General features: G+C 73.7%; 12 protein-coding genes. 4 read left to right on the forward strand and 8 right to left on the reverse strand.

Going from position 1 to position 24,776, the window contains the following annotated elements; translation table 11 throughout:
• The first annotated feature begins 46 nt into the window (after positions 1-46).
• Complete coding sequence (locus ACMCNN_RS18355; protein ID WP_412741737.1) at positions 47-5,659, forward strand: hypothetical protein; 5,613 nt, start codon at positions 47-49, stop codon at positions 5,657-5,659.
• 29 nt (positions 5,660-5,688) lie between these two features.
• Here ACMCNN_RS18355 and ACMCNN_RS18360 read toward each other — a convergent pair whose 3' ends face one another.
• Genes ACMCNN_RS18360 through ACMCNN_RS18380 form a run of 5 tightly spaced genes read right to left on the reverse strand, consistent with a single transcriptional unit; the run spans position 5,689 to position 17,830 of the window.
• The gene (locus ACMCNN_RS18360; protein ID WP_412741738.1) at positions 5,689-7,629 is read right to left on the reverse strand and encodes a hypothetical protein; all 1,941 of its coding nucleotides are present in this window, start codon (positions 7,627-7,629) and stop codon (positions 5,689-5,691) included.
• A complete protein-coding gene (locus ACMCNN_RS18365) occupies positions 7,626-11,207 on the reverse strand; it encodes a DUF5682 family protein (RefSeq protein WP_412741739.1) in 3,582 nt (1,193 codons plus the stop codon). The genes ACMCNN_RS18360 and ACMCNN_RS18365 overlap by 4 nt, the downstream gene beginning before the upstream one ends.
• Positions 11,200-12,318: an ATP-binding protein gene (locus ACMCNN_RS18370; RefSeq protein WP_412741740.1), complete on the reverse strand. Its 1,119-nt coding sequence runs from the start codon at positions 12,316-12,318 to the stop codon at positions 11,200-11,202. Before ACMCNN_RS18370 ends, ACMCNN_RS18365 begins: the two co-directional genes overlap by 8 nt.
• Complete coding sequence (locus ACMCNN_RS18375) at positions 12,315-16,958, reverse strand: hypothetical protein (RefSeq protein ID WP_412741741.1); 4,644 nt, start codon at positions 16,956-16,958, stop codon at positions 12,315-12,317. Before ACMCNN_RS18375 ends, ACMCNN_RS18370 begins: the two co-directional genes overlap by 4 nt.
• Positions 16,955-17,830, reverse strand: coding sequence for a DUF4132 domain-containing protein (locus ACMCNN_RS18380; protein ID WP_412741742.1), 876 nt, complete (start codon positions 17,828-17,830; stop codon positions 16,955-16,957). Before ACMCNN_RS18380 ends, ACMCNN_RS18375 begins: the two co-directional genes overlap by 4 nt.
• 176 nt (positions 17,831-18,006) lie before the next feature.
• On the opposite strand from ACMCNN_RS18380, the gene ACMCNN_RS18385 reads away from it, so the two are divergent.
• Positions 18,007-18,462: an STAS domain-containing protein gene (locus tag ACMCNN_RS18385; protein WP_412741743.1), complete on the forward strand. Its 456-nt coding sequence runs from the start codon at positions 18,007-18,009 to the stop codon at positions 18,460-18,462.
• A complete protein-coding gene (locus ACMCNN_RS18390) occupies positions 18,389-19,885 on the forward strand; it encodes an ANTAR domain-containing protein (RefSeq protein WP_412741744.1) in 1,497 nt (498 codons plus the stop codon). The genes ACMCNN_RS18385 and ACMCNN_RS18390 overlap by 74 nt, the downstream gene beginning before the upstream one ends.
• 5 nt (positions 19,886-19,890) lie before the next feature.
• Here the strand turns inward: ACMCNN_RS18390 and ACMCNN_RS18395 are convergent, their stop codons facing one another.
• Positions 19,891-20,853 carry a TIGR03557 family F420-dependent LLM class oxidoreductase gene (locus ACMCNN_RS18395; RefSeq protein WP_412741745.1) on the reverse strand — a complete coding sequence of 321 codons (963 nt, stop codon included), beginning with the start codon at positions 20,851-20,853 and terminating at the stop codon, positions 19,891-19,893.
• A gap of 135 nt (positions 20,854-20,988) precedes the next feature.
• Here ACMCNN_RS18395 and ACMCNN_RS18400 point away from each other — a divergent pair, with 135 nt between their 5' ends.
• Complete coding sequence (locus ACMCNN_RS18400) at positions 20,989-21,672, forward strand: HAD family hydrolase (protein WP_412741746.1); 684 nt, start codon at positions 20,989-20,991, stop codon at positions 21,670-21,672.
• Between the two features lie 66 nt (positions 21,673-21,738).
• On the opposite strand, the gene ACMCNN_RS18405 is transcribed toward ACMCNN_RS18400, so the two are convergent.
• Both ACMCNN_RS18405 and ACMCNN_RS18410 read right to left on the reverse strand, forming a co-directional pair.
• Entirely contained in the window at positions 21,739-21,894 is a 156-nt protein-coding gene (locus tag ACMCNN_RS18405) for a hypothetical protein (protein ID WP_412741747.1), read from the reverse strand.
• 65 nt (positions 21,895-21,959) lie between these two features.
• Entirely contained in the window at positions 21,960-24,776 is a 2,817-nt protein-coding gene (locus tag ACMCNN_RS18410) for an RICIN domain-containing protein (RefSeq protein ID WP_412741748.1), read from the reverse strand.

Here is a 24,776-nt window from a genome sequence, read left to right on the forward strand (position 1 = left end):
TCCATAAATGACGTCCCCGGGGGCCTTTATGGGATGGCCGGAGCGCGTGTCCATCGTCCGCCGGCGGGTCGGGGCGGTGACCGGCGCGGGGCTTCTGCTGGCCGTGAGCACGGTGGCCGGCCTGACGGTGCGGGCCACACCCGCGCTCGCCGCGGGCGGTTCGCTGCTGTTCGACGAGAGCTTCCAGGGTGCGTCGGTCGCGGACCCCGGCGTGCTGGCGCTCAACGACGCCTGCCTCACCGGAGCGACGTCCGTGACCGCGCCTGCCGGGCGGTCCCGGCTGGCCCGCTGCGCGCTCAGCAAGCGCGCCCCGCAGACCGGGACCGTGCCCGGCTACCTGCAACTGACCGACGCCACGAACAACCGCGCGGGCGGCATCGTCTACAACCGGCCGCTGCCCGCCAGCGGCGGCCTGGTCGTCACGTTCACCCAATACCAGTACGCGGGCAGCGCGGCCGACGGCATCGCGTTCTTCCTCACCGACGGCTCCACCGAACTGACCAGCGTGGGCGCCCCCGGCGGGTCGCTGGGATACGCGCAGCAGACCGGGTCACCGGGCGTGCACGGCGCCTTCTTCGGCGTGGGATTCGACGCCTATGGCAACTTCATCGCCGACAACTTCGGCAAGGGCGCCGGATGCGCCACGCCTTCACCTCACGACCGCATCCCCAACACGGTGACGCTCCGCGGGCCGGGCGAGGGAGCCACCGGATACTGCTACGTGGTGAGCTCCACGTCCGGCAACGCGTCGACCCTGCCCGGCTCCCTGCGCAGCACGTTCGGGCCCGCGGCGGCGGCCCGGCCCGTACGGATCACGGTCAGCCCCGGCCTGCGCCCCACCCTGACCGTCGAGGTCGACTTCTCCGACGGTGCGGGCTACCGCACCGTCCTGTCACGCACGGCGACGAGGGACGTGCCGGCCACCTACAAGTTCGGTTTCGCCGCCAGCACCGGTGGGTCCACCGACGTGCACCTGATCCGCGACATGGTCGTCAACAGCGTCACGCCGCTGGGCACGCTGAGCCTGACGAAGCAGGTCGACCGGAGCACCACCCAACCGGCCAGCTACGGCCCCGGCGACCGGGTGCCCTACGAGTTCGTGGTGGTCAACACCAGCATCGTGCAGCTGACCGGAGTCCAGGTCACCGACCCGGGAGCCAGCGGCATCACCTGCCCCCGCAGCACGCTGACCGCGGCCGGCGACCCGGACAGCCAGATGGTCTGCAAGGGCAGCCACGTCATCACCGCCGCGGAGGCGCTGAACCCCACGTACAGCAACACCGCGACCGCCACCGCCGGCGGCGGCATCACCTCGAACCCGTCCACGGCGACCGTCCCGATCACGGCCACGCCGTCGCTGACACTGACCAAGACCGCGACGCTGGCGGACACCAACGGTGACGGGCTGGCCCAGCCCGGCGAGCGCATCGACTACACGTTCCAGGTGACCAACACCGGCAACGTCGCACTCACCGGCGCCGGAGTCACCGACCCGAGACTGGGCACGGTCACCTGCGGGGCCACGACCCTCGCACCGGGGGTGGCGACGACCTGCACGGCGACGTACATCGTGACGCAGGCCGACGCGGACGCCGGGGTCGTGCACAACTCGGCCACCGCGCAGGGCACACCCCCTGCCGGCGGTACCGTCGTCAGCGCCCCGGCGTCCACCGACACTCCCACCCCGGCGCCGAAGGTCTCACTCACCCTGGCCAAGACGGCCGCGCTGGTCGACGGCAACGCCAACAAGCTCGCCGACCCGGGTGAGCGGATCGACTACACGTTCACGGTCCGCAACACCGGCAACGTCACCCTGACCGGGGTCGCCGTCACCGACCCGAAGGCCAGCACTGTGGCCTGCCCCGGCACCACACTGGCGCCGCAGGCACAGATGCCGTGCACCGGCGCGTACACCGTCACGGACGCGGACGTCGTGGCCGACGACGTACACAATGTCGCCACCGCCCGGGGCACCGGGCCCAACGGCGCGGTCGCCACCAGCCTGCCCGCCGAGACCCGCACCCCGACACCGGTGTACGCACCGCACATCGGCCTCACGAAGACCGCCGCGCTGACCGACGCGAACGGCAACGGCCTCGCGGACGTCGGCGAGACCATCACCTACACCTTCGCCGCGACCAACACCGGCAACGCCACCCTCACCGCGGTCGGCGTGACCGACACCAAGATCGGCCCGGTGACCTGCCCGGCCACCACCCTCGCGCCGGGCGCGACCACGAACTGCACCCGGCAGTACACCGTCCGCCAGGCGGACGTCGACGCGGGCGTCGTGCACAACAGCGCCACCGCCCGGGGAACGCCGCCGACCGGCCCCGACACGGTCAGCCTGGCCGCGACGACCGACACCGCGACGCCGGCCCGCCGGCCCGCCCTGACCCTGACCAAGACGGCGACCCTGACCGACACGAACGGCAACAACCTCGCGGACCTCGGCGAACAGATCGCGTACCAGTTCCAGGTCCACAACGCCGGCAACGTCACGCTGACCGCCGTCACCGTCTCCGACCCCAAGGTGGGGCCCGTGACCTGCCCCGGCGCGGACCTGCCGCCCGGCGCCACGGCCACATGCTCGGCCGGGTACACGGTGACCAACGCCGACATCGTCGCCGACGCTGTCCACAACGAGGCGACGGCCACGGCGTCGCCGCCCACCGGAGCGGCGATCAGCAGCCAGCCCGCCTCGTCGAACGTGCTCACCCCGGTGTACGCACCCTCGATCCTGATCAAGAAGACGGCGACCCTGCAGGACACCAACGGCGACGCCGTCGCCGACCTCGGCGAACAGATCGTCTACGCGTTCGGGGTCCGCAACACGGGCAACACCACACTGACCAACGTACGGATCAACGACGCCAAGGTGGGCGCGGTCACCTGCCCGTCCACCACCCTCGCACCGGACGCGCAGATGATCTGTACGCCCGCGACCTACACCGTCGTCCAGGCGGACGTGGACGCCGACGTCGCCCACAACGACGCCACGGCGCTCGGCACCCCACCGTCCGGACCCGACGTGAGCAGCACGGCGAGCACCGACGTCCCGACGCCGAAGAACGCACCCGCGATCGTGCTGGTCAAGCGGGCCACGCTCGACGACACCAACGGCAACGATCTGGCGGACGTCGGTGAACAGATCACCTTCGCGTTCGAGGTCACCAACGTCGGCAACGCCACCCTGCATGCGATCGGGGTCACCGACCCGAAACTGGGTCCGGTCACCTGCCCGCTGAGCACGCTGGACCCGACCGCGCCCAACCACATGACCTGCACCGCCGCACCCCACGTGGTCACCCAGGCCGACGTGGACCGGGTCGGCGCGAAGGCGCAGAACACGGCAACGGTCCAGGCGCTGGACCCCGGTAACACCGCGGTGACGCACACCGCCACCGCCGAGCTGCAGGCCAACCACAGCAGCGCGCTCGCGCTGACCAAGGTGGCCACCCTGCAGGAGAACGCCACCCCGAACGCCCTGGCCGACGTCGGCGAGACCATCGGGTACACCTTCACCGTCACCAACCGCGGCACCGTCACCCTCAGCAACGTCACAGTCGACGACTCGCAGCTCGGCACGATCAACTGTGCCGCCACCCTCGCGCCCGGGGCCAGCGCCACCTGCACCGGCAGCCGCCTGGTCATCTCCGCCGACCTCGTCGCCACGGAGATCCACAACAGCGCCACCGCGCACGGCACCGACCCGTTCGACGCCAGCGACGTGGCCAGCCCGGCGGTCGACGCGAACGTCGCCGCGAACGTCCCCGTGGCCGGCCTCACGCTGGACAAGCACGGGACGATCGACAGCGGCGCCGACCTGGCCGGTGCCGGCGACACCGTCACGTACCAGTTCGTCGTCACCAACACCGGCACCATCACCGCCAGCACCATCGCCGTGGACGATCCGTCGGTCGGCGCGGTGACCTGCCCACCACCGGCGGCACTGCTGCCGGGACAGTCGATGACCTGCACCGCCGCCGCGTACACGGTCATGCAGGCCGACGTGGATGCCGGGGTGGTGCACAACGCGGCGAGCGCCACGGCCACCTCCCTGCTGCCCGGCGTGGTCACCAGCAATACCGCGGTCGTGGACATCGACACGGTCCCGCGCCTGTCCGGCATCGGCCTCGACAAGACCGGCGCGCTCAACGACGTCGACGGCAACGGCGTGGCCGACGAGAACGAGACCGTCGACTACACGTACACCGTGACCAACCGGGGCAACACGACGCTCACCGGCGTCACCGTGGACGACCCCAAGGCCGCCCCGGTCACCTGCCCGGCCGGTCCCCTGCCCCCGGCGACGTCCGTCACGTGTACGGCCGCCTACACGGTCACCCAAGCCGACGTGCTCGCCGACACCGTGCACAACGAGGCGACCGCCCGGGCGAACACCCCGACCGGCACGACGACGAGCAACCCCGCCGTCCACGACATCCTCTCCAACGTCCCGGCGCCGGGGCTCGTGCTCGGCAAGACGCACGTCCTCGGGCCACCCGGTCCCGGCGGGGTCGCCGGGCTCGCCGACGTCGGGCGGACCGTCGACTACACGTTCACCGTCACCAACAGCGGCAACGTCACGCTCACCGGCGTCACCGTCGACGACCCCCGGCTCAGCGCGGTCACCTGCCCGGGCGGTGCCCTCACCCCTGGCGCGACCGTCACCTGCACCGCGACGTACACGGTGGCCCAGGCCGACGTCGACGCCGGGGTCGTGCACAACGAGGCCGTCGCCACCGGTACGCCGCCGACCGGACCCGACATCGACAGCCCACCCGCGCAGGACGACATCGACACCGTGGCGGCGACGCCGTCGATCGGCCTCACCAAGACGGGAGACCTGCAGGACGCGAACGGCACCGGCACCGCGGACCTCGGCGAGACGGTCCGCTACACCTACACCGTCACGAACACCGGCAACGTCACCCTGACCGACGTCACCGTCACCGACGACCCGATCGGCACTCTCGCCTGCCCGGTGACCGTCCTCGCGCCGCGCGCCAGCGTCGTCTGCCACGCCCTCTACCGCGTCACTCAGCGCAACATGGACAGCGGCGCCGTGTACAACACCGCCATCGCGCAGGGCAGCGCTCCAGCCGGCGCGGCCGCCCTCGCCCGGCCGGTGGCGCTGGGCGGCCCTCTGGTGCGCAGCGAACCCGCGCAGACCACCCTGCCCACCACCCGGGCACCGGCCATGACCCTCACCAAGGAGGCACGCCTGGTCGACACCAACACCGACAACCTCGCCAACGACGGCGAACAGATCCGGTACACGTTCCAGGTCACCAACACCGGCAACGTCACGCTGACCAATGTGGCCGTCACCGACCCGCGTGTCCGGTCCGTCACCTGCCCGTCCGAGCCGCTGGCACCCGGCAGGTCCGTCGTGTGCACCGCGACCTACGCGGTGACCAGCGGCGATGTGGCCACGCAAGAGGTCGTGAACATCGCCACCGCCACCGCGAACTCGCCCGACGGCGACCGGCAGAACGCCAGCCGGTCGCGAGCCGTGACCGCGGCGGGAGCGGCTTCGTACACGCCCAACCTGCCCGTCACCGGCCCACCCGCAGCCATGACGGCCCTGGCCGCCCTGATCGTGACCGCCCTCGGACTCACCCTCGCCGCCGCCGGACGCCAGCGGCGATTCTGACCCTCCTCCCACGGAGGTTCAGCCGAGGATCAGGCCAACGTCACGGTCGCCGTCCGTGCCTGCCAGGCCGACCAGGTCACCACTTGCGCCGCGGCCTGCTCGTAGACCGCCGCGACCAGCCAGGCACGAGCCAGCCCGTCTGCGTCGTGCGGGTCCAGCCGGCCGAAGACATCCCGCGTCCGCCGGACGCCGGCCGCCCGCAACTCGGCGAGAACGGAGGCCGCCGCGCCGAGGTGTGCCGCGGTGAGCCGGCCGGCACCGTCGTCCACCCCGGACAGCAACGCGGTCCGACCGGCCGCGACGACACGTTCGAGCTGGTGGCGTACGAGATGAAGCGGTGGCGGAGGCGGATCGTCATCGGTGGCCGCCGGTACGGGCCCGGCGCCCGGCAGATCCGCGCGCGTCAGCGTGGTGGTTCCGAGGTCGACGTGCCCGCCGTGCCGGGACGGAAGCCAGTCGGCGGCGAAGGCCAGAGCGGCGACGCGCCGGACACCGGAGAAGCGGGCGACGAGCCGGATGGGGTGACCGGCGGCGTGAGCGGCGAGCTGTCGCAGGTTGACGACGTACGGCAGCGCGGGGTCGTCGTGCGGCGCCGTCGCGGCGACGACGAGGTCGTGCCCGTGCTGTCCGGACCGCTCGCCGCGATCCGCGGCACCGGCGCCCTCGCCGACGGCCAGCAGCAGGCCGCGGTGGTCGGCGCCGAGCACGACTCCGTCGAGGAACGCCAGGTCGGACGCGGCGGGCCGCTCGTGCGGTGCGACCGTCGTGGCGGCCAGCCAGCGATCTGCCTGGGCGGCCGGGTCGGCCCGCCAGAGCGCATCCAGCGGGGGATCGAACCAACCGGTACCGGGGGCCGCCACGGCCCGGCGGTCCCGGCCATGGCTGAGCCGACCGGCGGCCGACGCGTGGGCGTTGACCGCCAGCAGCCCGCTGCGGGACAGGTCGTGGTGGCTGAGCCGTACCTCGCCGAGTTCGACCGACGCGCGGGCGGCGGACACGGCCACCTCGGGGTTCGCCGGTTTGACGTCGGAGACCAGCCAGATCCGGCCCCGGGCGTCCGCCAGATACGTCACCGCGCCGGCGTGACCGGTCGCCGCGCGGACCGGTTCGCAGAACAGTCCGGACAGCCGCAGGTCGCCGACGGGTTCGTAATCCCGGCGGGCGACACCGGCCGCGGTCGCGTCGCCGGTGGTCAGCCGGTGGCAGGAGACGAGCAGGTCGCGCAGGTCGTTCGTCAGGTCGGCGAGGCGGAAGGAAGGATCGTCGCGTTGCGCCGCCCGCAGGTGTTCCACCACGCGCACGGCGGTCGCGGCGGGCGCGTGCAATCCGGCGGCGCGGGCCTGGTGGACGCCGCGCAGCACGTCGGCCCGGGCGACGGCTCCCGCGCCGGGAATGCCGGTGCTGAGCACTGCGGCCGCCGCGGACCACAGGCCGGAGGCCGCGCCGGCTTGAGCGCTGGTGACCTGCCCCGACGATTTCACCGAGCCGGTCTTCGCCGAGCCGGTCTTCGCCGAGCCGGGCTTCGCCGAGCCGGGCTTCGCCGAGCCGGGCGTCGCCGAGCCGGTCGGCATGCCAGTGACCGCCGGGGATATCTCCGACGCGGTCTTCGTGCCGGCGAGCTGCGCCGGGGCTTGCGCTGTGCCCGACGGCGGTGGGTCCATCGGCGCGGTGAGGGGCGGCGACGAGTCCGGGTCGTCGGTCAGCACGGGCGCGGCGCTCAGGACGGCGGCCCGGTGCAGACAACGCGGTGCCAGCAGGCAGGAGCACGTCGCGTCACCCGGCTCGGTGACCGGCGTCGTCAGCGTGACGACAGTGCGGTCGTCGGGCCGTACGGTGACGATCGCGCCCTCGCGGGCGATGGGCCAGCCGCGGGCCTGATCGACGGCGGCGTCCAGCTTGCCGCGCAGGCGGGTCGGCAGGGCGGCCACCGCTTCCGCGGTGACTCCGGCGGCGATCGGGGGCAGACTCAACGGACCTGCTCTCCGATCCAGCGGGCCAGCGCGGTCGGGCTCAGCGCGGCGACCGGCATACCGGCGCCGACGAGTTGCGCGGCGACGCCGGTGCTGTAGCGGGGACGACCCTGGTCGTCGAGGCTGGCGCAGCCGAGCAGCGTGACACCGTCGTCCACCAGCGCCCGGACGGCGGACAGCAGGTCACCGGTCGGAAACCCCTCCTCGAAGTCGCTGATCGTGATCACCATCGTGCGGGCGGGCACCACGGTGATCTGTCGTGCGTAACGCAGCCCGGCCGCGATGTGGGTGCCCCCGCCGACCCGGATCTCCAGCAGCAGCGCGAGCGGATCGGTGACCCGGTCGGTGAGGTCGACAACCTCGGTGGAGAACGTGACGAAGTGGGTGCGCAGCGCCGGTACCCCGGCCAGGATCGACGCGGTGAGGGCGGCCCAGATCGTCGAGGTCTCCATCGAGCCGGAGACATCCACGAGCAGGACGACCTGCCAGTCGACGCTGCGCCGCCCCGGGCTGCGGAACACCGGCCGCTCCGGCACGATCTGCGGCCGGCCGACGGCATCCATGCGTACGGTGTGCAGGTTGCCCCGTACGGTGGCGGCCAGGTCGAGCCGGCCGGTCGGACGTCGAGTGGGCCGAGGGGTGCCCAGCCCGGTGAACGCCGGACGGATCCGGCGCGCGAGTTGCGCGGTGAGGTCGGCGGTGAGCCGCGCGATCAGGGGACGCAGGCGGGCCAGGCGCGCCTCGGGCAGGCCGCCGGCCAGCGAGAGCACCGCGTGCAGCAGGTCGATCGACGGGCGGATCCGTGCCGGGTCGGCGGCGAGGGCCGCGTCGAGCCGGCCGCGCTCGGCGGCCCGGGCGAGCACCTCGTCGCGCACGTCACCGCCGAAGAGCACCTCCAGGTCCTCCAGCCAGTCGCGTGCCTGCGGGTACGCCGCCTCGCGCCCGCCCGCACCGCCGAAGTCCACGGTGTACGCGCCCTCGCCCCGCCCCGCGCCGTAGAGCTCGTCGAGAGCGGTCGCGAGCCGGCGCTGCGCGGTCGGCAAGCGGTCGGTTTCGCGGCCGAGCACCAGCCGCCACCGCTGCCCCGCCGTGATCGCGGCCGGGTCGTGGTGCGGGCCCGGCTCGACCGCACCGACCGAGCCCCGGACCCGGCGATCCGCCGGTTGCGGCGAGGGCGCCGCGTGCCGACCGGGCTGCGGGGATGCACTTCCCCCGTCGGCCGCGGCGGGGGTCGGGCCGGGCCCCGTGATCGGCGCGGGCGCCGCGGAGAAGGCGTCGAGGCCGAGCGCCCGGACCGCTGCCAGTCCGGCCCGATCCGCGCTCAGCCAGGCGGCGACCGTTTCCGCGTCGGCGGGCAGCCGGTCGTCCACCGCACCGTGCCGCTCGCCGACCGTACGCAGGAGACGGTCCCGGTCGGCCGGGCTCAGCGCGTCGAACCCGCCGCGCAGGGCGGGTAGCCGGCCGACGAATTCGTCGTCCGTCAGCCGTTCGACGGTGTCGAGCAGCGGGTCGAGGACCTCGCCGCCGGACTGGGCCAACGCGCCCGCCACGCTGAGCGCACCACGCAGCCGATCGGTCGCCTCGGCGGCGGGCAGGTCGACCCAGGAGGCGAGCCGTCGCCCGAACGCCGCGGGCTCCTCGTGTCCGAGCAGGACGCCCACGGCAGCGGCCGCGCCCCGCATCAGCGGCGAACCGTCCCTGGTCAGCGCCCGGATCGTGTGGTCCAGGCGCAGCAGCCGGCCGTCGGCGTCGGCGGACAGGACCAGGTCGTGCAGGGCGCGGGCGTCCTCGTTCCGGGTGGATCCGGCGAGCCCGGCCACGGCCGCCACCGCGGCGGCGTGCAACTCGTCGCGGACGTCGGCCAGGCCGTCGAGCCGCTCGGTGAGGCCGGCGACGTGACCCCGGTCGATCCGGCGCAGCAGGTTCAGGCCCGCGAGGAGGTGGTCCAGCCCGCCGCTGTGGCAGACGGCCTGCCGGACGTCGGCCAGGCGATGCCGGGCGAGTCCGGGCAGGCCAGCCGCGGCGGCGGCGTCGAGGCCGGTCAGCGCCTGTGCGGGGGTGGGGCCGCCGGACCGCTGTTCGCGTCGGCGGCGAGTGGCCAGCATGCCCTCCGCCGCCTGGGCGAGGGTGACGCCGTGCAACGCGGCGACGGACAGGGCGGCGTCCGTGGCGGGCGTCCAACCCACCCGCCAGCTCGTCGTCAACGCCTCGCCGCCCGCGACGGGACCCGGCGTACCCGGGTCGCCGTAGGGGGCGCCGCACGCGCCCAGCCTGCGGATGGTGAGTTCGCGGGCCCGGTCGGTCGGCGAGCGCAGCGGATCCAGCCGGATCCGCCGGGCGGGGTGCCCCGCGCCGGGGAGCTTCAGCCGGGCCAGCTCCTCCTCCACCGCGGGCCGGAGCCCGGTGACCGGGGCGGCGGCGGGCAGCCTGCCACGCTGCCGCCCGATCAGGACGGTGTCCATGGCCCGGGCGACGGCACGACCCGCGCCGGTCGGTGCGCCGGTCGCGAGCACTGTCTGCAGTGCCTCGACGAGTTCGCCACGGCCGGGCGCGGGCAGCGTACGCAATCCCGCCAGGTCCGCGGCCAGGCGCGCGGCCTCGGCGGCCTCGCCGGGCCCGGCGGGCCGGCCCTGCGCGCGCAGCTCACGGGTGACCTCGACGGTGAAGGCCTGCGCGGCCCGGCGGATCCCGTCGGGATCGGCGCCGCAGTCGTGCACCGCCTGCTGCCAGCGCGGGTCGCGGATGCCCGCCGGATAGCCCGAACGGGCGTCGAGCAGCTCGAACGTGTACGGCACCAGCGACACGACCGGCGCCGCGCCGGTCCCCGGCGACCGATCCCGCTCACCGCTCCCCCGCCCGGCGGCGGTGTCGGGGACCGGTCGGTGCTCGTGGTCCGGCCAGCGGGGGTCTGCGTCGACGAGAGCGGGGGCGTGGAAGGCGCCGACGACGACGGCGACCCGGCCCGCGGTCTGCCCGAGCCGGGCCCGCATCCACGCCTCGCGGTGCAGGTCGAGTGGGTCGACCCCGGACGCTTCGGCGTCCTGCCGCAGCGCCCAGCCGGCGGCGAGCGCGGCCCGCCGGACCGCCTCGGGCGGGTTGCCCGGCGCGCCGACCTCGACCCACCGCTCCCACAGGTCGTCGCCGGGACGGCCGGACAGGCCCGCGCGCACGGCCGCGCCCAGCGTCGGCCCGCCGCGCCGGACACGGCTGGGCGCCGCCTCGTCCTGCCAGGCCGGATCGGTCAGCGGTAGATCGCAGCAGATCACCGGTACGTCGTTGCGGTGCGCCCACCGCATCGCGGCGAGTTCCGGGCTGAAGTCGGCGAACGGGTAGAAGGCGACCGGCCCGTCCTCCCGGGCCGCCGCCAGCGCCACCGGCGCGACCGTGTCGGGGTCGGCCAGCCAGCGCACCCACGGCTGCATCTCCGCGGGCAGTTCCACCAGCAGCGTCTCCGGTGCGTGCGCGTCGAGCAGGGCGGGCACCGCGGCGCTCAGCACCGGCGAGTGGTGCCGCACCCCGATCAGTTGCACGCGGCCCGCGGCGGTCAGCCGATCGACCGCGGCGCGGGGATCAGTCACGCAGCACGTCCCGGTGCTCCCACAACTGCCGCCACATCCGCGCGCCGGCCTCGGCCCGCCGCCGCAGCGCACCGTCCCAGTACGCGAGCAGGCGGGCCGCGTCGGCCGGGTCGTCCTTGCGCACCACGCCGAGCAGGTGGCCCGGCAGCAGCGACAACGGATCCGGCCCGGGCAGGTACGCGGCGGACAGCCCGATCGACGCGGCGACGGCGACCGCCTCGGCCGTACTCATCACCGACGAGGGCCGCTCCACCTCCCAGCCCTCGGCGCTCTGCCCCGTGCGCAGGTCGCGGAAGGCGGTCACGAGCGTGTCCAGCACGGCGTCGTCCACGGCGAACGGGGCGCCGCCGCGTTCCACCGCCGCCCGCGCCTGCCGGGTGACCAGGGCGAGCTCGGCGTCGAAGTCGGAGATCGGCGGCACCACCTCGAAGTTGAACCGGCGTTTGAGGGCCGCGGACATCTCCGACACCCCGCGGTCGCGCAGGTTCGCCGTCGCGATCAGGCAGAATCCGGGTACGGCGTAGCCGACCGCGCCGTCGGTGCCGGCGAGTTCGGGCACGCTGATCCGGCGCTCCGACATGATCGAGACGAGGGCGTCCTGGACCTCCGGCAGGCACCGGGTGATCTCCTCGACGCGGGCCACCGCCCCGGTGCTCATCGCGGTCAGGATCGGTGAGGGCACCAGCGACTCGGTGGACGGCCCCTTCGCCAGCAGCAGTGCGTAGTTCCACCCGTAGCGCAGCTGGTCCTCTGTCGTGCCGGCGGTGCCCTGCACGGCGAGGGCGCTGGTGCCGCAGATCGCGGCGGCGAGCAGTTCGGACAGCATCGACTTCGCGGTGCCCGGCTCGCCGACCAGCAGCAGTCCGCGCTCACCGGCCAGGGTGACGACGCACCGTTCGACCAGGGCCCGATCGCCGACGAACTTCGCCTCGATGACCCGGCGGCCCTGCGCGCCGTCGACCGGCGTCCCCCCGGAACCGGCGACGAACGTGACCACGGCGCGCGGCGTCAGCCGCCAGCCGGGCGGGCGCGGCCCGGTGTCGGCTGCGGCGAGGAAGGCCAGCTCGTCGGCGTACCGGTGCTCGGGCGGGTCGATCTGGCGGGCGGTCACCGCTTCTCCTCCAGGTCGCGGTAGCGGGGCACGTCGCCCGCGACGATCCGGGCCCAGGCCGCGGCGAACAGCTGCGGCAATGGCCGGGTCACCAGCTGCCACCCGCCGGCGTCGGCGTACAGGGGCTGCTTCCAGGTCTCCAGCGGCATCCGTGGCGGCTTGGCCGGCTGCCAGCCGCCGGGCAGGAACGCGCCCCGGCCGGCGCGTTCCCGCTTGGCCGCCACCAGCAGGTCGGCGGCCAGCAGCGCCTCCCGTGCCCTGCGCAGCTGAGCGGGCTTCCAGCCGTTCCACGCCTGCACGGCCTTGTCGGTGGGGTCGGGCAGGGCGAGCACCTGCAGGTAGTACGCGGCCGCCTCAGCGTCCAGGCCGTACCTGTCGCACACCTCGTCGACGAGGTGGGGCGCGCTGACCCGGGGGTCGTGCGGTGCGCCCACGGCACCGTCCGGGGTGGCCACGACCTGGTCGATCCAGTCGGACAGCAGGGTACGCAACGCCGTCGCGGTCTCGTCGTCGATGAAGCCGAGCGCCGGGTCGTCGCCACCGTCGAGTCCGGCGGGAGCCAGGTGGTGTGTCACCCAGTCGGACACGCCGTCGCCGTCCACCAGGGCGGGACCGGCCTCCGGCCGTTTCCCCGCGTCGTGGGCGCCGGAACCGACGAGCAGATCGGGGTTGCGCAGCCGGTCGCGGACCAGCCGCAGCGCCTCGGGGAGCGCGGCCCGCAGCGGGTCGTCCCACCGCAGGTGGTAGGCCAGCCACGGCAGCGCGACACCGACAGCCGTCAGGTAGTACTGGTCGAACGCCTCCCCCTCGTCGCACGCGGTCGACGGGTACCCGTACCGGCCGGTTTCGCTGCGGCCGTCCGTGCTGAGCCAGTCACCGGGACCGGGCGCGGCGATCGCCTGCAGCAGGGGCGCCGCGACGAAGTCGTCGGTGACCCGGGCGAGCGCGGCGACGAGATCCTCCGGCACGGCGACCCGCCGTCCGTACAGGTGGATCCATTCGTCGGCGAGCGCCGCCACGTCCGGGCCGTGGTCCCAGAGGTCGGCCGGGTCGGCGGGCATGGCCGCGTCGAGCAGCGCCAGCCGCTGCCGGGATGTCAACGCCTGCAGCCCCGCCCGGGCGACCCTGGCCTGCGCCACCGCGACGCCGAGCACCGCACGCTGCGCGGCGGTGAGGAAGTTCGCCTCCCGCTTGGCGACGCCCGGCATTCCCGCCAGGAGCAGTGCGGCCTCGGCGCGGGACATGCCGGTGGCCGCGGTCAGCGCCCCCACGGCCTCCGGCCGCCACGGTGCCGGCCCGCGTTCGGCCAGCAGGGTGCGGAACGCCCGCAGCCGCGCGCCGCCGAGCCGTCCACTGGGGCGCGTCTCGCCCTCCAGCGCGGTGCCGTCGGGCAGGCTGAACGCGCCGCCCGCGGCGACCTGGACGGCGTTGCGGCGCAAGCTCTTCCCGGGGGTGTTGAAGTACCGGACAGCCGGAAAGAGCACGGTGACCTGTGCTCCGTCGCGATGAACCTCCAGCTCTTCGACGGCCGTCTCGTCCTGCAGGAGCTCCAGCACGCGCAGCGGCGGGTCGTCGCCGGACAGCGGCGTCCCGTCGACGACGGCGAGGAAGGCGGCCAGCGCCGCACGATCGGCGTCGCCGGTCACCGGACTCGCCGCCCGGAACGCGACGCCGCCGAGGCCGGCGAGCAGTGACGTCCAGTCGTGGTTGACCGACGGTACGGCCGTCTCCGTGCCGGCCCCCAGCAGGGCACCCACCATGCGTGCGTGCTCCAGCAGGTTGTACCGGCTGGTGGTGAAGTAGTACCGGCGGGACTCCTCGCACAGCCCGTCCCACGCCTGCTCCAACTCCTCGTCGGTGATGGGCGGCAGTGGCCGGGCGGCCGGGTCCGGCCGGGCATCCAGGTGCCGGGGGATCTCGGCGATGCGGCGGCGCATCTGCACCGCCCGGGCGACCACCTCCGCGATCCGGCTCCGCAGGACGGGGTCCGTGACCGCGGGCAGGTGTGCCGCGACGTTCGCCTCGGCGGCCTGCTGGACCGCGACGGTGCCGGTCACGGTGTCGTCGACGGCGAGCAGGGCCGCGGCCGTCCGGTCGTCGATCGCCCGGAGTGCGGCCGAGCCCGCCGCGTCCCGGGTCCGCAGCGCGTGCCACCACAGCAGCGGCGGCAGCGTCGGGCTCCCCCCGACGTGGGTGGCCAGCGGGAACTCTCCGTCCGCCGTCCACAGGCTCAGATGGCTGCCCGCTTGCGTCACCGGCAGCGGCGCCGGCGCGCCCGGCAGCGTCACGGCACCCACGAGGCTGTCCCGGCGTCCGGGCCGGCCCGCGAACGTCACGCGGCGGCCGTCGACACCCTCGCCGATCTCGACGCCGTCGGTGGTGACTGTCGTCCGCCAGCCGACCAACCCGTCCTGCCAGCCCAGCGGGGATCCGGCGAACTCCGGCGGGGCCGGGCGCAGCGCGCAGGACCCGCCGACGAGCCGGCCGCCGGCGGCGGCGGCGAAGAACGCGGGCATGCTCACCCGGCCGCCGTTGCCGGTCCCCGGGTCGAACTCCCGCCAGCGCCACTCCTGCTCGCCACTCACGTACTCGTAGCGCCAGTACGCCTGCCCGTCGCCGGCCAGCTGAAGCGCCTCGCCGGGGCCGCGGGCGTCGCCCGCGTGGACCGGCGCGACGCCGGTGGTGACACCACCGCCCGGGACCGGCAACGGCATCCGCGGCTCACCCCAGCGCGTGGTGCCGGGGGGCCAGTCGACGTCGAGCAGGTCCGCCGGGCGCGACGTCCAGTGGGCGGCCATGCCGCCCTGGCCGTGCCAGGACATCAGCAGGTCACCGTCGACGTACATGCAGAACGTGTAGGGGAACCCGGCGGGAGCCTGCGGGTGCCCGGCGCCCGGGTAACGGAAATGGTGCTCGACGGATCGGTCGTCGGGAGTGATGACGTGCGCCGACACGTCGTCGTGCACGACCAGCTCCGGCCAGGCCGTACCGATCCGGATGTTCTTCTTCTGTTTCGCCGCGGCCTCGTAGGCGGGCCAGCACAACTCCGCGAGCTGTCCGGCCCGCAGCGTCCGCGCCAGCACGGCCGCCAGGTCGACGTCGAGCAGCTGCCGGAAACCGTCCGGAGCGTACGCCATGCCCGCCGGGGACCACAGTGGTGCCAGCTCGGTCAGGTCGGCGTCGAGGCCGGCGACCGTGCCGCCCCCGGCCCGTCCACACTGCTCGGCCAGCAACTCGACCAGAACGTCCCGGATGCCCGCGGCGCCGGCCAGCTGCTCCAGCGTCCGCTGCGGCAGGGCCGGGCTGGTGAGCGCCTCGCCGTTACGGAGACTGCTGAGCGCCGACCGTACGGCCTCGCGCAGCTGGGGTCGCAGCCGCGGGTCGGCGGCGATCGCGGTCAGCTCGCGGCGCCCCGGCTCCTCGTCCTGCACCCACCAGATGAGGTGGAATCCGTCCACCTCGGCCGGTACGCCGCCCGCCAGGCACAGGTCGAGGACGTCGACGTCGACGTGCGAGGAGGTCGCCATCCGCACCCCGCCCTCGGCGACCAGCCGCGGAATCAGCCGCTCGACGAGCGTCAGCAGCCGCACGTTGCGCCCGACGTGTCTGCGCCAGGGGCGCCGGCGTCCCAGGAACCGCTCCAGCCAGCGGGTCGCCGGTCCGGTGGCCAGGTCCGCGGCGGCGCCGGTCGCCTCCAGCAGTTCCAGCCACTGGTCGGTGATGTCGGCTTCGTCGGCCGGCTCCGGGAAGATCTCCAGCAGCCGGGCCCGCACCGCGCTGTCCCGCCGGCCCAGCCGCACCAGCGCCGGGCGGTACGCCTTCCACACCGACAGGCGCGCCCGCACCGTCGCCGGATAGGTCAGCAGCTGGGTGACGACCGCGTCGGCCTCGCGTTCGGGGTCCAGTCCCGCGGCCCTCGCCAGCCGTGCGAGGTCGGCCGCGATCGACGCGTGTGGCGGGAGGCCACCCGCGACCCGCCGCAGCGCCAGCGTCTTCACCAGGTCGTACGCCTCCGCCGGGGTACGCCGGCCGACCACCCCGCGGGTGTACTCGGTGAGCATGGCGGCGGTCAGCGCCCCGGCGAACGCGAACTCCAGGTGCACGTCGCGCACCCGGTCCTCGTCGATGACCAGCCCGTGCACCTGTTCGGCGCGGCGTGCCGCGGTGAAGCAGGTACCGGCCATGCGCGGGTTGTCCGCCGCGATGAACGCCCGGCCCGCCTGCTCCCAGAAGGTCGGCAGGAACTGCGGGGCCGCGGCGCCGAGCCGCACCGCGAGCCCGTCGTACCCGTCCTTGGCGTTGCCGGGCTTGCTGCGGGCCGTCCGGGCCAGCTTCTCCATCTCCTTGACCAGCGCCAGCGCGTGCCGGCCGTTCGCCGGGTCGTGCACGAGCGCCCACGCCGGGAAGCCCAGCGCCCGGCGCTGCCCGTGGCCCACCGGCACCGGCTCGGTGGCCGGGGCGAAGCCGAGGAACTCCATCGTGAGGTCCTCGGCCGGGCCCACCGCCGCGCCGACCAGCCGCACCACGACCCGGCCGTCCAGGACCGGGTGGCGGTAGGAGCGGGCGGTGACGTCGTCGAGTGCCGCGTCCCGGGACGGACCGGGCAGTACGGCGCCGGCCTCCAGCAACGTCTCGCTCATCGGTGACCGCCCTCCTCGTCGACGACCCGGCCGGCGTGCAGTGCGGCGGCCATCCGCAGCCCCTCCGACCACGCCACGGGCGGCACGTCGCGCGGCGCGATGCTCTCCCCGGCCGCATCGGCGAACGTCAGCTCCGAGATCTCCGTCTCGAACGACGGGTCGCCGTCGCCGATCCACACCGACGCCACGACCGTGGTCCCCGCCTCCCACACCCGGCAGACGGCGGTGCCACCCTGCACCCGGTAGCCGCCGGCCGTCGCCCGCGACTGCACGTGGCGCAGCTCCGCGAAGCGTGCTCCGGCGTAACGCGCCAGCTCACGGCGCTGTCCTGCGTCGTCGTCGGGTTTGCGCCACACCTCCCGGAACAGCTGCAGCATGCCCTGCTCCACGCCGAGGTCCGCGGCGAACTCGCGCAGCTCCGCCAGGTCGGTCAGGTGCACCGGATGCGGGATCGCAACGGTCTCGGCGGTGATCCGGGTGGACTCGCCGTCGAGGTCGACGACGCCCAGCCCCGTACGCTCGTCGGCGTCGCGCAGCAGTCCCGCCGCGGCCATGTCCCACTCGCCGTCGGCCGTCACCGGCACGATCACCAGGTCGCGCAGCAGCGCCCGCCACGCCTCGTCGGCCCACACCCGCGCGACGACGGCGGTGGGCACCGGCAGCGACCGCACCATCCACCGCTCGACCTCGGCGCGGCAGGACGCCTCGTGCCGGTGCAGCCACTCGACGAGTTGGCGCAGGCCCACCACCGCCTCGTGGTCCTTCAGCGCCTTCGGCAGGCTCTTGAGCCGCTGGCCCGCGACCGTCCGCGCGACGACCCTGCCCCGGTCCAGACCCACCTCGTAGTCGGCTCCCGCCGGCATCCAACCCATCGACATCCCCTTGTGTGAAGGTGCCGCGGATTGTGCCAGCCCCCTGCGACAACCTTCACCCGCAGGCACCGTCGCTGATCGCTTCGACCAACTTCCTGGTTTGCGCAGGCGCGGCGTGGGGGAAACAATGACGTCTGGTTGATGATCCAGCCACTCCTCAGGGGAGGGGATGGCTGGTGTCCGAAAAATCCGGTGGTGAGGTCCGTGTCCCGCACTGCGGGCCGGGCCGTTTCGGTTGGACGCAGCGGCAAATCGATGGTGGCCTTCTGGTCGAGGTGGCCGGTGAGTTGGACCTGTCGACCGTCCCGGAGCTGCGCCGGCGCCTGTCGACGGTCACCGACTCCGACGCCGCCGCCACGATCGTGCTCGATCTGTCGGACGTGCGCTTCATCGACGCCCAGAGCACCGGCTTGATCATCTGCGCGTGGGCGGCGGCGAGGGCGCGGGGCCGGGAATTGTGCGTCGATGGGTTGCGCGGCATACCGGCGCGGGTATTCGGCGTGCTCGGCGTGGAGAACACCCTCACGCGCCGGTATGCCGACTCGGAAGGGAGCGCCGATGGCCGACGCGGAAGGGCAGACGGCACCGCCGAACCGCAGTGTTCCGTCGGAGGAGCAGGACCGCCGCGCTGATCTGTGGGAGGCCGGCGCGGATGAGCGCGAGCGCCTGGCCGACGAGCGGGAACGGCTGGCCGACGAGCGGGAGGCGCTGGCCGACGAGCGGGAAACGCTCGCCGACCGGCATGACCAGGTGCTGGACCGGCGGGAGACCGCCTGGCTGGCACACGCCTCGTCGACCGGCGACCTCGACGACGCGGCGGAGGCGGCCGCGACGCGCGCCGCGCTGGGCCGCGCGGAGGCGGCGGTACGGCGGGCCGAGGCGGAGCTGCTACGGGCGAGGCAGACCGCCGCCCGGGTCCACGCGGGCGCCACCCGGCGCACCGCCACACGTGAGCGCGCCGCCGCGGCCCAGCAGGCCGAGGGGGCGGCCGACGCCGAGGAGGGCGCGTGGCTGGCCGACCGGCGGAACTTCGTCGCCGCCGAACGCGACAACCGGGCCGACACCCGCGACGAGCTCGCCGATCAGCGCGAGGAGGCCGCCGGGCTGCGCGAACGCCTGGCCGACGACCGTGAGCGCGATTCGTTGGACCGGGAGCGGCGGGTGGAGCACGCGCGACGATCCGGCCCCCGCATGGATGCGGCGCGGCTGCCGGACGCCACGGACGAGTCGACACACGCAGACCGGCGCGCCGGCGACGCACGCCAGCGCGAGAGGGCCGCGGCCAGCCGGCATGCCGCCGCGGACGACCGGGCCCGCGCCGCCGCGGCGTGGGGACCGCAGGCGTACGGGCCGATGCTGGTGGCCAGCTTCGCGCAGCTCGCCCGCCAGTTGTTCGGCTCCGACGATCTGAGCGAGGTGCTCCCGCAGGTACTGAAGTTCACCGTCGACGCGGTGGCCGGGTGCGACTCGGCCAGCATCACTCTCTGCCGCCATGGACAGGTCGTCGATCAGGTGGCGACCACGCCGGCCGCCGCTGAACTCGACGAGATCCAGTTCGCCACCGGAATCGGTCCCGCCCCTGAAGCCATGAACGCCGAACACGCCGTCACCGCGCCGGGGCTGGCCGAATCATCGCGCTGGCCGGTCCTGGCGGCCACCGCGGCGCAGCTCGGCGCGGCCAGCGCCCTGTCCCAGGGCTTGTTCGTCCATCGACGCGTCCAGTGGTCGGCGCTCGGCGCGTTCACCCTCTACAGCGCGAGCCCCGACGCGTTCAGCGATGAGGATCAGGAGTTCACAGCGATCCTGGCCGCGTACCTGTCCGTGACGGTGGCCATGGCGCACCGCCGCGACGAGGTCGACCGGCGTGAGGCCGCGCTCCATCGGGGACTGAGCACCCGCGACGTCATCGGGCAGGCCAAGGGCATCCTGATGGAGCGCCAGCACCTGTCCGCGGGTGCCGCCTTCGACCTGCTGCGGCGCGTGTCCCAACGCCTGAACCGCAAACTCGCCGACGTCGCCCACCATCTGGCCGAGACCGGCGAGATACCGAGCTGAGGCGGTCAGGAGCCGCGCAGGGCCGGCAACAGCTCACGTTCGGCGAAGTCCAGGAACGCGTTCTGGCCCCGGGCGCCGACCTGGACCAGCGCGACGTGGGTGCAGCCCGCGTCGAGATATTTCCGTACGGCCCGCACGTGCCGGTCCAGGTCGGGGCCGCAGGTGATCGCTTGCGCCACGTCGTCCTGGGTGACCGCGGCACTGGCCGCCGCGAACGCATGGTGGTCGGGAAGCTCGGCGTTGACCGGCCAGCCCAGTCCGCTCCACCGGAACTGCTCGTGTGCGATCTTGCGGCACTGCGCCTCGTCGGGGCCGTAGCAGACCGGAACCTGGCCGTACCGGGGTTTGCCGCGCCCACCGGCGTTGTCGTACAGATCGAACAGCTCCGGCTCGGGTTCGGTGACGATGACGGCGTCCGCGTACCGGCCGGCGAGTTCACCCGACGACGGCCCTGAGACCGCGAGCGCCACGGGTACGCCGTCCTCCGGCCGGTCCCACAGCCGGGCCTCGGGCACCTGGAAGTGGGCGCCGTCGTGGTGCACGGTCTCGCCGCGCAGCAGGGGCGTGATGATGTCCAGCGCCTCGGTGAGCATGCGGTGGCGCTGGTGCCGGTGCGGCCACGCACCGACCACGTGCTCGTTGAGGTTCTCACCGGCGCCCAGCCCGAGGGTGAACCGGCCGCCCGACAGCAGCGCGACGGTGGCCGCCTTCTGCGCCACCACCGCCGGGTGGTAGCGGCGGATCGGGCAGGTCACGAACGACATCAGACCGATCCGGGAGGTGGCGTACGCCGCCGCGCCGAGCACCGCCCACGCGTACGGTGCGTGACCCTGCTCGGTGAGCCACGGGTAGTAGTGGTCGGAGCAGACCGCGAAGTCGAACCCGGCCGACTCCGCGCGTACCGCGTTGTCGACCAGCGCGGTCGGAGCGCTCTGCTCACCCATCAGCGTGTATCCGAACTCAGCCATGGCCCGTCCCCTCGTCGCCTGCCCTCACCCCCACCGGATACCCGCCCGCCGCGTGGGCACGCCTCGGGACGGCCGGCGAGCATGCGAGTCCCGGCGCGCTGACTGAGTCGCCGGCCAGCGGGTATGTCAGCAGCCATGGCCGGTCAATCGCGCGCCGGGGTGCTGTTCGACGTCGACGGCACCCTCGTCGACACCACGTATCTGCACGCCGTCGCCTGGTGGCAGGCGTTGCGGCTGGAGGAGCACGACGTGCCCATGGCGGAGATCCACCGGGCCATCGGCATGGGCTCCGACAAGATCCTCGACCATTGGCTGGGCGGTGACCGCGACACGAGCCGGGACGACCGGATGACCACCGCCCACGACACGCTGTACGCCACGTGGTGGGAACGCCTGCGCCCGCTGCCCGCGGCCACCGACCTGCTGCGGGCCGTGGCCGGGCTCGGCCTCGCGGTGGTGCTCGCCTCGTCGGCCAGGGAACGTGAGCTGGCGGTGCTGCGCCGGGTCCTCGGTGCCGACGACGTGCTGGCGGCCGCGACCAGTTCCGCGGACGCGGACGAGAGCAAGCCCGCCCCGGACATCCTGGAGGCGGCCCTGGCGCAGTCCGGCGTGGAGCCGGGCCGCTGCGTGTTCGTCGGTGATTCGGTGTGGGACGTGCAGGCGGCCGCGAAGCTGGACATCGCCTGCATCGGGCTGACGTGCGGGGGCACCAGCGCCGCCGAGCTGACCGACGCCGGAGCGATCGCCACGTACCCGGATCCGGCCGGCCTGCTGGCCGCGCTGGACGGCAGCGCCATCGCGCGGCTCGCCCACCACTGAACAGAGCCGCAGGGGGCGCCCGCCGAACCGGCGGGCGCCCCCTGAACGCGGGTTCGCCGAAGGGGATCAGTACCAATATCTGCGTCCGGCGATCGGGCGGCCGACCGAGCCCAGGATCCAGAAGACGGCGCCGACAATCAGCAGAATGATGCCGATCGTGTACAGGATCGACACATGCAGGAATATGCCGAGCAACAGGAGAATGAGGCCCAGGATCAGCATGACTAGCTCCGTTCTCGCTGCGGTGTCTCCGAGCGCGGACGGCTGATACCCCGTGCCGTCCCCCGCTAATCCCGGGCGGCGATGATCCGCCACCGCTGGTTGGCGAGGCCCAGGTCGTGCCACTGGCCGACGTCGGCGCTGTCGGCGGTCGACTGGCCCTGCACCTCCAGGACCCTGCCGCTGTGCCGGGCCACGAGCGCGAACACGTTGGGGGCGCTCCACGCCAGCCGCCATTGCTGGTTGGCGCCGCCGAGGTAGTCCCACTGCACGGCTTTCGCGCCGTCCAGCGTGGAGGCGCCGGAGATGTCGACGGCCTTGCCGTCCATGGTGCTGAGGACGGCGAAGTATCCGCTCCCCGCGTCCTGGAAACGCCAGAGGTGGTCGGCCGAGCCGACCGGCGGGTACTGCTGCAGCTGGGCGCCGTTCGCTGTCGACATGGTGTTGATCGCCAGCACGTCGTTCGTGTGGGTGACCTGCAGTTTCACGGTGCCGTCGGGGATCAGCCGCCAGTTGTGGTCGGCCGTGCCGTTGTCTGTGAACTGCACGACGTTCGCCGAATCGGCCGTCGACATGCCGGACACCGCGAGCACCCTGCCGGAGTTCCGGTTCCGGATCCGCACGTGGCCGTCGCCGTTGTCGGCCACCTGCCACAGGTGGTCGGCCGTACCGTTGTCGTCGTATTGCACGACCTGCGCCGAGTCGGCCGTCGACATCCCGTCGACGGCGAGCAGCCGGCCCGAGTTGACGTTCTGGATCGTCACCCAGCCATCGCCCTGGTCGACGAACCGCCACAGGTGGTCGGCGGTGCCGTTGTCGCTGAACTGCACCACCCGTGCGCTGTTCGCTGTCGACATCCCGTCGACGCCGAGTACCTTGCCGCTGTGCTGGTTCCGGATCCGGAACGCCACACCGGCCGCCTGCCACGGCGGGCCCGCGCCGATCGTCGGGAACGACGTGATCCGCAGCCGGGCCGCGCCCATCGGGATCAGCGTGATCTGCTCGACCGCCCCGCTCGACGGCGTCGGGCTGTCCTGCAGCGTCGTCACGATCGTGTCGGCGTCCGGCTGCCATCCCGGTATCCGCCGCGCCGGGGTGGTGATCCTGATCGGCGCGTTCGCGACAGTGAACGGGTCGTTCGCGTCACCCAGCCCGGTCGTCACCGAGAACCGCGTCGCGCCGTCCAGCCCGTAGTTCCACGCCGAGCCGGGCCGCACCTCGCTCGTCGGCCACGCCGCCGTGCCGCCCGTCCGTGACCAGTTCTCGGTGATCGCCAGCGAGAAGGTCAGCGGGCCGAAGTTCACAGACACGGATCCGTGGTTGGCGGTCCACGTCCGTGTCGTGGCCCGCATCGGCAGCTTCAGGACGATCCGGTCACCGTCCGTCCAGGTCCGGCTCATTTCTGCGTACGCCGGACCGGCCGCCACGCGCACGGCCGCGCCGTTCACCGTGAGGCCCGGGCTCGCACACCACCCCGGCACGCGCAGGTACACAGGGAACGCCAGCGGCTTCGGCGTCCGCACCGTGTAGGTGATCGTGTCCCCGAACGGGTACACCGTGTCCGCCGTGATCGACACAGTCCCGCCGGCCACCTTCGCCGTCACCGTCGCCGGTCCGTGCAACGTGGCCGCGAGCCCGCCGTCGGGCGTCGCGACCCACATCTCCTCGACGTAGTAGGGCCAGCCCATGCCGTAGTTGTGCGGGCAGCACCGGTAGTTGTCGATGCCCGGCATGTACGCCTGCATCGCGAACGAGTTCTGGAACTGCCCCGCGTGTCCCGGCCGGTCCAGCAGCGCGATGCTGTTCGCGCTGGTGATGTAGTGGATGCCCGTCTGCCGCGGGTCCAGCGCCGCGGGCAGCGAGTTGAACGCGAGGTTCTCGGTGCGGTCGCCCCACAGCGGGTCGCCGGTGATCCGCGTCAGGATCTCGTGACTCGCCATGAACTCGACGATCCCGCACGTCTCGAAGCCCTGCCGCGGGTCGCCGAAGCCGGGCCGCGCGTTCTCGTCGCCCGCGAAGCCGCCGCCGGCGAACTGGCCGTACGTGTCCATGATGGTGCGGTAGTTGTGGTACGTCGCCTGCCGGTGCGCCGGGTCGCCGCTGAGCACCGAGTACACGGCCGGCTCGCGGAAGCCCTGTGCCAGGTTCACGTTGTGCAGCGTCGGCAGGTTGTCGAGGTAGTCGGCCGAACGGGCGTGGATCCGCCGAGCCAGGTCGAGCAGGAAGCCGTCGCCCGTCCGGTTGTAGGTCCAGTACACGACCTCGAGCGTGTCGGCCCAGCGCTGCGCGCCCCAGCCCTGACCGAAGACGCTCGGGGGCTGCGCGTTCACGAACTGGAAGAACCCGGTGAACGCGGGCACGATCCGCGCGTCGCCGGTGAACTCGCCGTACGTGCGCAGCGCGTGCAGCATCGGCATGTGCGGCCACAGGTCCGGACCGCCGTTCAGGCTCGTACGCAGGCCGGCCGGCCCGAAGTAGCCGTCGCCCGCCCGGGTCGCCAGGATGCCGCTGACCCACGTCGCGGTCTGCGCCTGCGCGGTGGCGTCGCCCGTGACGTAACCGAGGCTCGAATATCCCTTGAGCCAGTACGGCAGCTCCTCCCAGCCGGCGAGGTGCGGGTGGATCCAGCCGGTGTTGTCGTACTGCAGGAAGTGGGAGACCTCGGCCATCCGCCCGCTGAGCCCGGTCAGCTGGTACTCCAGCTGCGTCGCCAGCCATCCACCGGCCTTCGTCGCCCCCGGCGCCAGCTTGATGAACGCCTCCGGCTGCAGGGGAGCCCGGTTGGTCACGTACCCGATTTCAGCGGCCTGCGCCGCGTCGCCGCCGACGAGGGGTGCTCCGACGGCCATGGCCGCCGCCGAGGTCAGTAGGGCACGACGATCCAT

Source organism: Krasilnikovia sp. MM14-A1004 (genome assembly GCF_047159485.1).
Lineage (GTDB): Bacteria > Actinomycetota > Actinomycetes > Mycobacteriales > Micromonosporaceae > Actinoplanes.